The sequence below is a fragment of the Aurantimonas litoralis genome (assembly GCF_026153195.1).
Taxonomy (GTDB): Bacteria; Pseudomonadota; Alphaproteobacteria; order Rhizobiales; family Rhizobiaceae; genus Aurantimonas; species Aurantimonas coralicida.
In genome coordinates, this window is record NZ_JAPFBM010000023.1 from 1 (window position 1) to 11,408 (window position 11,408).

Sequence of the window (11,408 nt, forward strand, 5' to 3'; positions counted from 1 at the left end):
GGCCGTTCGCGAGCGCGCCCTCAGGCAGCGCTGTAGCGAGCGGACGGCCGGGCAGGTCGAGTCGACAATGAAGGGGTTACGGTGACGAGGGATCGTCCGGCTTCGCTGCCGCCAGCCGTCTTCGGGGGGCCTTCTGTGAGGAAGCCTTTTCGAGCGAGGCCCAATCGTCCGGAGGATTGCCCTTGTCGAGCATCCCCTTGAACACCGCATAGGCGTCCGTCTTCGCGCCGTATGTCCGCAGCGTCGTCTGATCGTTGACCCAGGCGAACACGATGATTTTTGCCCGGCTGTCATAGCGAAAGAATAGCCGGAACCGGCCGCCGCCGAATTTCGCCCTGAACCAGTGCTTGCGATCGGGGCCGAGCGTGTTGCCCTGGCGATAGTCCTTGCGGGTCGGATCGTCCGGGATCGTCTCGAACATCAGCGTGCGTAGAGCCGCAAGCAGTTTGGTATTGGCGGCGCCCTTGTAGCCTTGGGGGTCCTTGGCCCGTGCTGTCTCAACGGCCCTCGCCAACTTTTCTAGCTGATCAAGCAGCAAGGGATGGGCGAGAATAGTCCAGCTATTGATGATCGTCATTGGTCAGAGCGAGACCTGGCCTTCGATCTCGTCCTCGGGGTCGACCATCATGCCCTCAGTCAGGCTAGCCATACGCTCCACCAATGGTAGCGGAAAAGCTCGGATGTTCTCGGGGTGCTCCGCCATGTCCCGAGCCAGGAAATCGAGGAATCTACCGATGACGGGATCGGTATCCTCTCCCTCGGCACGGCGCACAGAAACACCCCTCTCATCCACTACGAAAGCGATTTCGTCGCCATAGCCGACACCGAGCGCCTGGCGGACGGCCTTGGGAACCGTTGTCTGGCCTTTGGCGGTAATCTTGCTGCGTTCTTCGACAAGAGCGGTCATAGCGAACTCCATCTCGCTGCAATGTAAGGATTTATCCTTACCAATATCAAGGCGTGCAGGAAAGCCCGCCCCTTCGCGTTGAGGGGCAGGAATATCTATGGGCGGTCGGTTCAGCTTCATGGGGCGGGATTTCAGTCGGGCGGAACTGGTCGGACTGCCCATTCCTTCTCTTCAGAGCCCTTGCGGCGGGTCTTCTGGATGCGGCTTTTGCCCTTAAGATATGAATCTGTATCCGTGGGGTCGGGATTTCTGGACCCAGTCCTCGGACCACGCTGCAGCCACATCCGCCATTCGGGGGAAACGATCCGCACGGCGTTTGGTAGATTCTTCTGACCGCGCCGGCGGCGCTCCTCGATCATCACCAGTCCGGCTGCCTGCGCCCGCCTCAGCGTCGCCTGGGCGAGCGAGCGGCAGACTCCGGCCCGCGCCGCGATTTCACCGAGCGAGCGGTCACAAACGCTCGTTCCATGACTTGTCTCGTCGGCCACGATCCGCAGGACAGCCAGTTCCCCGGTCGTCCATGCCGCCGCGAGCTGCGGCGGCATGGGGCCAGATGACGCCAACCGTCGGCGGCGGTCGATCCGCTTCGGATGCTTGCGGGCGTGCTGCGGGCGGCGCTGTGGAAAAATTGACAAGCGCCTCTGAGGAGGAGTGCCCCAGGTCACAGGATGCCGATCTCGATACAACGGACGCCGGGCCTCAAGCGCTTCCGCGAGAGACTGCGCCTCGGTATCACTTAATGAGCCAGCCCCGTGCGCACGCCAGAGATCGCGGGAAATAGGGTCGAGTTGCGATGGATGTGCCGCATCAATCGCACTCGCAAGGTAACTTGCGAACATGCGTCCTCCGGTGAAACCGGACGAAAAGCGGCCACGTACCGGCAAAGCTGCGCCATGCACAAAAACACACGTTTTTGCGTTGACTCGGCCTGGAGGTTTTGGGAAAGTCGAGCAACCACGAACGACTTTTCTTGGCCTCGTGCCAGATGCGGCCCGGTCCTCTCGACCGGGCTTTTGCATTTCTGCGCCATGAATCACGCATTGCCGGCAATGATGCCCGCCAAGACTGTATGACGCAAGAACGAAGGCTCTCCGCTACAGGCAACTGAGGGGGATCCGTTATTGGAAGGTGAGAGGGGTCCGCTGCCAATAAGGCCTCCCCCAAGTGGGGAGCATTGGTTAACGAATCACTCCTATGCTGGGCCCATCACGATCCAATGGGGGTCCTCCATCATGTCCAATAGCGAAACGCACGTCGTCGTCACTTTGCGAGAAATCGCTGAAGCGCATGGGATCGGCGTCGAAGCCGCTCGAACCAAGGCGAAGCGACGTGCCAACAAAGGTCGCTGGCAGATCATCGAGGGCAATCATCCCAGCGACCCGATCCGGGTTTCGATGCCAACAGAGGACCTACAAGGACGCTCCGTCACCCCCAACAACGGCCCCCTTTCATTGGAGATAACGGATAACCCCTCTCAAACCTCCTCCAACACTCTCCAATATGGGTCCCCCGTCACCATCGAAATGATGGTGAAAATGTTGGAGTCGCTGACGGATCGCGTCGCCGAGTTGACTGACAACGCGATGGAGAGTGCGAAGGCACAGGGAGAAGCCGAGAAAGACGCGGCTCTTGCTAAAGCCGAGCTGGAACATCTTCGCGAGAGGATGTCATACCAGGAGAAAGCCCATCAATCCGAGGTTCAGCGTCTTCAATCCCTGGCTACTGGCGAAGCAGAACGGGTTCGGCGCGAACTTGCGGAACTCGTGGGCGATCGCGACAACCTCGCCGAAAAGCTTACTGCTGCAGAGCTTCGAGCTCGGCGGTGGTGGCATCGCTTGGCCGGATAAGAGCCAATATGGAACCAAATCTTAAGTATTAGCCAAGTGTCCCGAAAATATAAAAATCTGTGAGGTTTTCCATGGTCGGCGGCGCGCCGATTCTGCTGTGGTGGCGTCTGCGGTTGCCTTGATTTAGCCGCGCAGCGACGTCATTTTATGGCGGAAGCGGAGGTATTCCAATGATCGGCGACATTCAGATCAAGCTTGGCGGTACGGCGCTGACGGCGCGTGTCGGATATGACGGCGTTCTGGCTCGCGGACTCGGCAGGCTTTGGCGAGGGTCCGTCCGCAGCACCGAGTTCAGGGGCCAGGCCGACGCAAACTTCTCTGTTTTGGAAACCTTGGAGAAGGTGACCGTCGTATTCCAAGTCCCCGGCTACAGCCGCGACGAGCTGTTACTGGAGGCCACCCCCCATTCGGTTCGACTGAGCGGCCCCAAGCTTTCGACGGAAGGCCGGAACGGAGGTGCGCTTGACCGGCTCGTGCCCTTGGTCGAAGCCGTAGAGCCGGAGCGCATCACAGCGACCCTTCAGGATGGTCTACTGACGGTGGATCTTCCGAAAGCTGCGTGGGTCCAGGGAAAGGCCCGCCGCGTCCCCATCAATGCTGATCCTTCAGTTGCGACGGCGCAGCACAAAGAGCAGCCAGATAATCACGCCTAGCCCGAACGCAATCAGGGAAATAACGGATCGCGTCGGGTCTTCACCCGACGACAGCGAGAAGAGAGCGCCCGAGAGAATCAGTGCCGCCGCCACCACGGCATTAGCCAAGGTGTCGCCGGCACGGCGCAGGGCGTCGCTGAGATCATTTAGATTCGCAACTGAAACCTGGACGGCGATTCCTTCGCGCTTCAGTCGAGCCACGACCTTCCGCAGAGCCTCGGGCGCTATGTTGGCGAGCTGATCGAGCTCCTTGAATGCCCGAAACCCCCGCGCCGCCAACGCCTTAAAGCTGAAGCGTTGCGCGAAGACTTTCAGCATGACTGGCGTGATGGCCTCAACCACGTCCAGGTCAGGGTCCAGTGTTCTGGCCAAGCCTTCAGAAATACCAAGCGCTCGCATCAAGAGGAGGAGATCGGGCGGGAGCGCAAGTTCGTTTTCCCGGGCAATCGAGATGAATTCCGTGATCGCCTCGGCGAGACGGATATCGCGACCCGATTGAGCACCGTAGCGCGAAAAGAACTGATCGACGGCCGGTTCAAGACCTGGCGGCGGCGGGCCGGATCGGCGAGCCCAGTCCATCAGGACGTCCGTGACCGCCCCGACGTCGGCATCGACCAGGGACCCGAGAACGACGAGCACCTGTTCGCGACGCTTCGCTGAAAGCCGCCCGACCGAGCCAAAGTCGAGCAAGGCGAGCTGGCCTTCCGACGTGACCAGCACATTTCCGGGGTGAGGATCGGCATGGAACACGCTCTCTTGAAGCATCAAGGCCAACAGTCCTTGGGCTGCTTCCGGGGCAAGTGCGCGGGCGAGCGCCGGCTCCGAAAGCCTGAATGCCTGATTGGGGCTCCTGCCAACGATGCGATCACTGACCAGAGTCCTGCTCGTGCTGAACTGCGGATGGACACGCGGCACGACAAAGACGCTGGTCCGACAACGGACATCCTCCTGGTTGCGTGCCTCGATCCTGAAGTCGATCTCCTCGAGAAGCGCTTGCGCGAGCTGCCCGACCACGCGGACAGGTTGATGTCGCCTAAGTCCGGGAGCCCGCCGTTCGATCACCCGTGCGGCGGCCATGAGCAGCCGCAGGTCGGCGCGCATCACCTCCTCTATGCCCGGCCGCCGTACCTTCACGACGACAGTCTCGCCCGTGCGCAGCCGGGCTTCGTAGACCTGACCAATGGACGCGGCAGCGATGGGCGTGGCCGAAAACTCGGCGAACACCTCTGCCGGATCAGCGCCCAGGTCATCCACGAGTTGGGAACGTACTTCCTCAAACGGCACGGGCGCGACGGCGTCGTGCAACCGGCTCAGACGCTCCGTCAGCTCGGGCGGAAGCAGATCCGCGCGCGTTGCCATGATCTGCCCCAGCTTGACGAAGGTGGGGCCGAGACGCTCCAGTGCGCGGACGAAAGCCTCCGCTTCCGCATCGTCAAATGACTGTACATTTTGGGTTCGAATCAGCCCGAGGCGAGCCAAAGTAGGCTTAAGGCCGGCCTCTCCGAGGACCCGCAGCACGGTCGCAAGCCGTCGGTAATCGGCCGTTGAGAGACGTCCAACCATCATCGGGGTTGCACTCTCCGTGGACCCAAAGCAACCATGGAGTCACCCCGCTCAATTTCCGCCTGCTGATAAGTGAAGTTGCATCGGAATTGGTCATCTATCTGCCTGTATTTTTTACCCCCCAAACAGTCCTCCGCTCTTGGGAGGTTTAACCGCGCCCGTCTTCACATCAAAATTCAGCCGTACTTCGGCTCCATCCATCATATAGTATACGACTTCGTATTCCCCGCGTGAGTAAGAAATACTCTTGATGGCGTGAAATCCTGCACGCCCTTCGGTTTCCGAGATCAGTTGTGAAAGCTTGACGCTGCCTTTGGGCGGAAGGTCGGCCGGGAGTTCAGGCGACTCCTGAGAGGCTGCCACGGTGCCTGAAAGGGTCAGGATTGCAAAGGCAACAATGCTTATCTTCAGTCTTGACACTCGAAACTCCCATATCCTGCTGACCGGCCGAGCCGATCCCTGCGGGATAGGATACCGGTTGCCGAGGGATCTTCAAGTTTGCAGAGTGTCCGCTCGTTTTAACTCCTTTGCAGCGGGAACCGCGATGGCCAGGGTGCATTGCATCGTGTCAGGGCGCAAAGCGTTGGGAACAAGAAATGCATATTCGCAAGCTCGGCTCGGAAGGACTTGAGGTTTCAGCACTCGGCCTCGGGTGCATGGGGATGTCTGAATTTTACGGCAGTCGCGACGAGGCCGAGGCAGTCGCGACGATTCACCGGGCACTCGACCTTGGCGTCACATTCCTCGACACCGCCGACATGTACGGCCCCTTCACCAATGAGGTCTTGGTCGGCAAGGCCATCGCAGATCGCCGCGACAAGGTCGTATTGGCGACCAAGTTCGCGAACGTGCGCGGCGAGAACGGTGAATATCTCGGCATTCGAGGCGATGCAGAATACGTGCGCCAGGCCTGCGACGCGTCGCTCAAGCGCCTCGGGGTCGATCATATCGATCTCTATTACCAGCACCGGGTCGACCCCGAAACACCGATCGAGGAAACGGTGGGCGCCATGGCCGAGCTGGTGAAGGCTGGCAAGGTCCGCTACCTCGGGCTTTCTGAGGCGGCGCCGGAGACGATCCGCCGTGCGCATGCCGTGCATCCGATCTCGGCTCTCCAGACCGAGTATTCGCTGTGGAGCCGCGAGCCGGAGGAGGAGATCCTGCCGACCGTGCGCGAACTCGGCATCGGCTATGTGGCCTACAGCCCGCTCGGACGGGGCTTTCTCACCGGACAGATCCGCCGCATCGAGGATCTCGCCGAGGATGATTACCGCCGCGACGCTCCGCGCTTCCAGGGCAAGAACTTCCAGAAGAACCTCGATCTGGTGGCCGAGATCGAGACGATGGCCCGCGAGAAGGGCTGCACGCCCTCCCAGCTCGCCCTCGCATGGCTCCTCGCCCAGGGCGAGGACATCGTTCCGATCCCGGGAACCAAGAAGCGCGCGCGGCTTGAGGAAAACGTGGAGGCGATCGAGGTGCGGATCACCGCTGAGGATCGCGCCCGGATCGACCGCATCCTGCCGCCCGGCGCTGCCGCAGGGACGCGCTATGCCGCACCTCAGATGCAGGCACTGAACCGGTGAGCGGCGAGCGACTCGAAGGCAAGGTCGCGATCGTTACGGGCGGCGGGCGCGGGCTCGGCCGGGCGATGGTTCTGGGCCTCGCGGCGGCGGGCGCGCGGGTTGTCACCACCGCATCGCGCGAGGCGACCGAAGTCGAGGCCGTGGCCCGCGAAGCCGGCGACGACCGGGTTGCTCCGATGCTCGCCGATGTCTCACGCGAGGAAGACTGCGCCCGCGTCGTCGCAATGGCGCTTGATCGCTTCGGCAGGCTCGACATGCTCGTCAACAACGCCGGTCGGGGAATGAAGTATGTCAGCGAGCGCTTCCTGACTGACCCGACCCGGTTTTGGGAAACCGATCCTGATGTCTGGCGCATGGTGATCGACACCAACGTCAACGGTCCCTTTCTGATGGCGCGAGCTGCAGCCCCGGTAATGATTGCGGCAGATCGCGGCCGCATCGTCAATGTCACGATGAATCACGCCACCATGCGACGGCGCGGCTTCTCACCCTACGGCCCATCCAAAGCGGCACTTGAATCTGAGACGATCATCTGGGCGCAGGATCTCCAGGGCACAGGTATCACGGTGAACGGCCTTCTCCCCGGCGGCGCGACGGCGACAGGCATGATTCCGGACGGCCTCCCTCAGGAGGTGCGCACCGAACTGCTCGATCCTGCAATCGTCATCCCGCCACTTCTCTGGCTTGCCTCGGAGGCATCAGAGGGGGTGACAGGGTGCCGGATCGACGCCTCCCGCTGGAGGAGAGAGCTACCGGAAGCTGAAGCCGCCAAGGCAGCAATGGATAATGCCGGCTGGGCCGTCGCCTGATCCGGAGGCCGCCATGGGCGCGATAGATCGCGGCGCACGGGTTTCATCATGAAATCCTGCGTTCCTTTAGTGTTTGTGCATAAAATAACAGTTTTGCACGGGAGCCAAGTAGCTGAATAATCCGTGCTTTTTTGTGCGAAAATGACGTGCATAATAGGGCATGACAGAGCTACTAGAACAGGCCGTTGAGCGCGTACGTGCGCTGCCCCCCGATCAACAGGACGAGTTCGCGCGCGTCCTTCTGCGCCTCACCGGGGACGACGAGGCCGTCTATCAACTAAGCCCCGAGGAAGAAGCCGACTTGATCGAGGCCGAAGCCGAGATCGAGCGCGGCGAGTTCGCTACCGCTGCCGAGGTCGAAGCCGTCTTCTCGAAATATCGCCTTTGAGGCTGCGCTACACGAGAACTGCGCTTCGCCAGATCGAGGACGCGCTTTCCTACACCGCTGTGCGTTCGCCGCAGGGAGCGGCCGGAATGCGCGAGCGCATTCTTGCCGCCGCCGCCTTGGTGCAGGATCACCCACGCGCCGCGCAGGCCACCAGCCGCCCCAACACACGGCGCGTTGCCCTGACGCCCTATCCTTACGTCCTATTCTACCGCATCGCGGCCGACGAGGTGGTGATTACCCGGCTTCGTCACGCAGCCCGTAGGCCCCTCTCCGACGCGCGCCGGTCATGACGGTCTACGGCTATGCCCGGGTAACCGTACCCCTTCCCAGAATTCCGATCACAGCCTCTCACTGTATTCGTACGGTTTGAAACAGAATTAGTAATTCTGTTTCAAGAGGCTTGGCGTTACTCGGTGGTGAGGAGGGTATAGCTCTTAATGGGCTCGCCCTTGATGAAGGCTCGCTGAGGCTTGCCACCCGCATCGACCATAGGCTTGGCGTTCACCGCATTTTTGATGAACCAGCCGAGGTACATGTTGAGAGGCATCTTTTTAGGTGCCCCATCTGTATAGGCATGTACCCCTATAATCGCCTCATATAGCTGCCTGGTCTCAGGATCACTCATCAGCTCGCGGAACACTCTGAGCGTGAAATGCTCATCGAAGTGCCCGGCATCGAAAACCTGGCGAGCTTTGGCTTGGGCGGCCGCATACAAGGCTTTGGTGTTGTCGAGTTCGCGCTGCAAGTCTGCAGGCAGATGATCATAAACAGCTTGTCTAAGAGCATCCTGCATGAAGGCGGACACATCGACCCCCGCCTCCTTTGCGAGGCTTTGGATCACCTCGTAGATTTCCGTCTGTAGGCGGAATGACACGCGGGTGGTGGTTTCTGCGACCAAGACGGCCTCCCTTTCACGATGTGCGGACAGGTGTGATAATGGAGAACACAATGGATAATGTCAACACCATGCGCGGACACCTGTGAAATTAATTGGGACGCGGTTCTGAAACAGAATCCTTGTATTCTGTTTCAATGACCGACCTGATCGACCCTGCTGGCAACCGCCTGTATCTGACCGCCGCCGAACGCGCGGCTTTCCTCACAGCCGCCGCCAAGGCTCCGCGTGAGGTGCGCTCGTTCTGTGAGGTGCTGCATTTCACCGGCTGCCGGATATCCGAGGCGCTGGCACTGACAATCGGCCGCGTCGACATCGACGGCCAGGCCCTGGTCTTCGAGACGCTCAAGAAGCGCCGCACGGGCATGTACAGGGCCGTTCCCGTACCGCTACGCCTCATCGACACGTTGGTGCTTGTCCACGGCGTCAGGGAAGCCCGGGGGCGCCAGAGGAACTGTTCGCTCTGGTCTTGGAGCCGGACGACGGCCTGGCGCAAAGTGAGGACTGTCATGGCGGCCGCCAGCCTCGAGGGACCGCAGGCGACACCCAAGGGCCTGCGGCACGGCTATGGGGTTGCCGCGATCGGCGCGACGGTGCCGCTCAATATGCTATCGAAATGGATGGGGCATGCCGCCATTGAGACGACAGCGATCTACGCAAACGCCTTGGGCGAAGAGCAAAGATCCATCGCCGAGAGGATGTGGAAATAACTCCCCCTACAAGGCCCCGCATCATCTCCTTGCCTGACACCCTAAAAGGGTCGGGGTGGCCGCCAGGGTGCTGGCCCATCGGCGGATGAACTTCGTTCGTACCGCTGGTTGGCAGATGCTGGCTGCTGTTTCTTCCTGTGCTCCTGGGTCTTTGTCTCCGATGACGATGCAGGCACAGGATCCATCGCGGGAATCAGTGGTTCGGGTAGCCGTGTCGGTCGTGGCGAAAGATCACGCCCCAGAATGGCCAAGGCTCTCTGCCTGAGCGCCGTCAGGCGCTCACGGCCGACGTAGATTGCTCGTGAGACAGTCAGCGCCGCGATGACCCGTCGGCGCTGACGACCTGCACCAGATGCTCCAGCGTGTCCTCCATCCGGTCCAGCCTCTGGCTCTGTGCGGCGAGCATCTGAACGATCAGGTCCAATGCCTCGATGACGGGATTCTCCTCGATCTCGCCGTCCTCGCCGGCAAGCGCTTTCAGAGAGCCCTCGATCCCGATCAGGCGCTGTCGCGCCTCGATTGATAGGTGGCCGATCTGACTCGTCTGGCGAAGGATCGTCTCGGCCCTGGACGAGGTCGTCGCGGACTTTGACTGCGCTTGGGATGATGCCTCGAAGCCTGGCCGAGACGGCTCGGCGTCTTTCGCCGACGAGCCGGTCGACACTGCCGATCTCGACGTCGCCGATGGCGACGATCCAGACTCCACGCTTCTCACCTTGTCTGAGTTCAAGGCCGTCCTCAGCGAGGACGGCCGCAAAACTTCTTCCGTCATCTGATCTGCTCCATGCGGCTCGGACCATTTCTCGCTGAGCCACTATATCGACGCCCCGACGGTCCGCCTTCATCCGCTTCTCGGCTGAAAGTCCTTGCGGCCTTGGCGGCGTCTCCCCGTGCGCGGCACGCAGGCTGGCGACGACATCGTGGCGCCCGGTTTTCTCCAGGTGCCGCACGCTCGCGGAGTGGTGACGGCCGAGGACATGCCTGTCGCCGACCTCGAATTCGGCGATCCGAACCGCTGTTTCGACGCGGATCTTCTCGAAACCGGACCGCAACAGCGAGCCGGACGCCCCGGCACGACCGACGACGATATGTGCATGGAGCTCGCCCGTGCCGGTTCGGCGGTCTTTCCCATGAATTTCGACAGCCCATGACTGATCGGTCACCCCGAGTTCCCGCAACACGATCTCGGCGGCACGCATCAACGCGGCTCGATCGAGGGAAGAACTCGGCGACAGATGGAGGTGCAGGAACGGGCGCGCCTGCACTCCTCGCGCGGCTGCGAGAAGACGCGCCTCTGCAACCAAGCCGGCCATGTCGGCCGCGGCGGTGGTCGGTCCAGCGACATAGACGGCGCCACCCGGTTGTTCCTTACCGAGATGCGCGACGAGAGCCTCGGCGTCGCGGGCGCGGCCGCCAAACTTGGTGACCCCGCCGATCATCGGTCGGAGGCCCCCAGCTTCAGGATCGCGGCATGGACCGCTGCGAGATGATGCGAAGCCTGGTCAACGGCGCGTCGATCGATGCCACCCCCGGAATTGGCAACGGCCGCCACTTGATTGACGTTGTTGCCGATCCGGGCCAGCGCGGTCAAAAGCGGGGCGAGCGCCTGCGCTTGGATATCCCGCCGCCGGGCCGCCTTCGGCGCCGGCAGGCGCGCGGCACGCAGCACGGCCTGGCGGGCAAAGCTGCTGACGCCAATACCCCGAGCCTCGGCGGCTGCCACCACGACGGCACGCTCGTCAGGCGTCATCCTGACGCCGACGACGGCAGTCGTCCGCCGTGTTTCCGTGCCGGATCTCTCACTCATTGATGCGGCCTCCGGCGGGGTTCCACAGGGGGTGCCAACCCCCTTGGCCAGATAGCGCGGTGAAACCGCGCGCTGCTGGCTACTGCGTCTACTGACCGCCAGTGTGCCAGCCAAGACGAAAAAAGCGAGTCCTTTGTGGAGGCGGCGTCTGATGCCGAGCACCTACGGAGGCCGTTCGCGAGCGCGCCCTCAGGCAGCGCTGTAGCGAGCGGACGGCCGGGCAGGTCGAGTCGACAATGAAGGGGT

The 11,408-nt window shown here is 61.8% G+C and carries 16 protein-coding genes; 8 read left to right on the forward strand and 8 right to left on the reverse strand.

The genetic code is table 11. The features are described from left to right. Positions 1 to 76 precede the first annotated feature (76 nt). Genes N7I30_RS21385 through N7I30_RS21395 form a run of 3 tightly spaced genes read right to left on the reverse strand, consistent with a single transcriptional unit; the run spans position 77 to position 1,452 of the window. Complete coding sequence (locus N7I30_RS21385; RefSeq protein ID WP_024352412.1) at positions 77 to 577, reverse strand: type II toxin-antitoxin system YhaV family toxin; 501 nt, start codon at positions 575 to 577, stop codon at positions 77 to 79. Between the two features lie 3 nt (positions 578 to 580). Further along, positions 581 to 1,027: a type II toxin-antitoxin system PrlF family antitoxin gene (locus tag N7I30_RS21390; protein ID WP_244495493.1), complete on the reverse strand. Its 447-nt coding sequence runs from the start codon at positions 1,025 to 1,027 to the stop codon at positions 581 to 583. Between the two features lie 11 nt (positions 1,028 to 1,038). Beyond that, complete coding sequence (locus N7I30_RS21395; protein ID WP_155898593.1) at positions 1,039 to 1,452, reverse strand: hypothetical protein; 414 nt, start codon at positions 1,450 to 1,452, stop codon at positions 1,039 to 1,041. 687 nt (positions 1,453 to 2,139) lie between these two features. On the opposite strand from N7I30_RS21395, the gene N7I30_RS21400 reads away from it, so the two are divergent. Together N7I30_RS21400 and N7I30_RS21405 are read left to right on the forward strand one after the other, a co-directional pair. Beyond that, positions 2,140 to 2,754, forward strand: coding sequence for a hypothetical protein (locus N7I30_RS21400; protein ID WP_024352414.1), 615 nt, complete (start codon positions 2,140 to 2,142; stop codon positions 2,752 to 2,754). Between the two features lie 170 nt (positions 2,755 to 2,924). Then, positions 2,925 to 3,407, forward strand: coding sequence for an Hsp20/alpha crystallin family protein (locus N7I30_RS21405; protein WP_024352415.1), 483 nt, complete (start codon positions 2,925 to 2,927; stop codon positions 3,405 to 3,407). Here N7I30_RS21405 and N7I30_RS21410 read toward each other — a convergent pair. Further along, positions 3,360 to 4,973, reverse strand: a complete 1,614-nt coding sequence (locus tag N7I30_RS21410; RefSeq protein WP_228241964.1) for an ABC1 kinase family protein — start codon at positions 4,971 to 4,973, stop codon at positions 3,360 to 3,362. The two genes, N7I30_RS21405 and N7I30_RS21410, sit on opposite strands and share 48 nt — an antisense overlap. 111 nt (positions 4,974 to 5,084) lie before the next feature. Next, complete coding sequence (locus N7I30_RS21415) at positions 5,085 to 5,390, reverse strand: hypothetical protein (protein ID WP_498641032.1); 306 nt, start codon at positions 5,388 to 5,390, stop codon at positions 5,085 to 5,087. A 176-nt stretch (positions 5,391 to 5,566) separates the two neighbouring features. Between N7I30_RS21415 and N7I30_RS21420 the strand changes: the two genes are divergently transcribed. From N7I30_RS21420 to N7I30_RS21435, 4 genes are all read left to right on the forward strand, one after another. Continuing rightward, positions 5,567 to 6,553 carry an aldo/keto reductase gene (locus N7I30_RS21420; protein WP_024352404.1) on the forward strand — a complete coding sequence of 329 codons (987 nt, stop codon included), beginning with the start codon at positions 5,567 to 5,569 and terminating at the stop codon, positions 6,551 to 6,553. Next, positions 6,550 to 7,362: an SDR family NAD(P)-dependent oxidoreductase gene (locus N7I30_RS21425; protein WP_024352405.1), complete on the forward strand. Its 813-nt coding sequence runs from the start codon at positions 6,550 to 6,552 to the stop codon at positions 7,360 to 7,362. Before N7I30_RS21420 ends, N7I30_RS21425 begins: the two co-directional genes overlap by 4 nt. Positions 7,363 to 7,522: 160 nt before the next feature. Continuing rightward, positions 7,523 to 7,750, forward strand: a complete 228-nt coding sequence (locus N7I30_RS21430) for a hypothetical protein (protein WP_024352406.1) — start codon at positions 7,523 to 7,525, stop codon at positions 7,748 to 7,750. Further along, positions 7,747 to 8,040 (forward strand): type II toxin-antitoxin system RelE/ParE family toxin, encoded by a 294-nt coding sequence (locus tag N7I30_RS21435; protein ID WP_024352407.1) that lies wholly within the window; start codon positions 7,747 to 7,749, stop codon positions 8,038 to 8,040. The genes N7I30_RS21430 and N7I30_RS21435 overlap by 4 nt, the downstream gene beginning before the upstream one ends. A gap of 116 nt (positions 8,041 to 8,156) precedes the next feature. Here the strand turns inward: N7I30_RS21435 and N7I30_RS21440 are convergent, their stop codons facing one another. After that, positions 8,157 to 8,648, reverse strand: coding sequence for a ribbon-helix-helix domain-containing protein (locus N7I30_RS21440; protein WP_498641033.1), 492 nt, complete (start codon positions 8,646 to 8,648; stop codon positions 8,157 to 8,159). Positions 8,649 to 8,782: 134 nt separating this feature from the next. Here N7I30_RS21440 and N7I30_RS21445 point away from each other — a divergent pair, with 134 nt between their 5' ends. Beyond that, positions 8,783 to 9,355 (forward strand): tyrosine-type recombinase/integrase, encoded by a 573-nt coding sequence (locus tag N7I30_RS21445; RefSeq protein WP_024352408.1) that lies wholly within the window; start codon positions 8,783 to 8,785, stop codon positions 9,353 to 9,355. Between the two features lie 310 nt (positions 9,356 to 9,665). On the opposite strand, the gene N7I30_RS21450 is transcribed toward N7I30_RS21445, so the two are convergent. Then, positions 9,666 to 10,127 carry a hypothetical protein gene (locus tag N7I30_RS21450; protein WP_155898591.1) on the reverse strand — a complete coding sequence of 154 codons (462 nt, stop codon included), beginning with the start codon at positions 10,125 to 10,127 and terminating at the stop codon, positions 9,666 to 9,668. Positions 10,128 to 10,245: 118 nt separating this feature from the next. Between N7I30_RS21450 and N7I30_RS21455 the strand changes: the two genes are divergently transcribed. After that, positions 10,246 to 10,506, forward strand: a complete 261-nt coding sequence (locus tag N7I30_RS21455) for a hypothetical protein (RefSeq protein WP_024352410.1) — start codon at positions 10,246 to 10,248, stop codon at positions 10,504 to 10,506. A gap of 284 nt (positions 10,507 to 10,790) precedes the next feature. Here N7I30_RS21455 and N7I30_RS21460 read toward each other — a convergent pair whose 3' ends face one another. Next, the gene (locus N7I30_RS21460) at positions 10,791 to 11,162 is read right to left on the reverse strand and encodes a plasmid mobilization protein (RefSeq protein ID WP_024352411.1); all 372 of its coding nucleotides are present in this window, start codon (positions 11,160 to 11,162) and stop codon (positions 10,791 to 10,793) included. Positions 11,163 to 11,408: the final 246 nt, after the last annotated feature.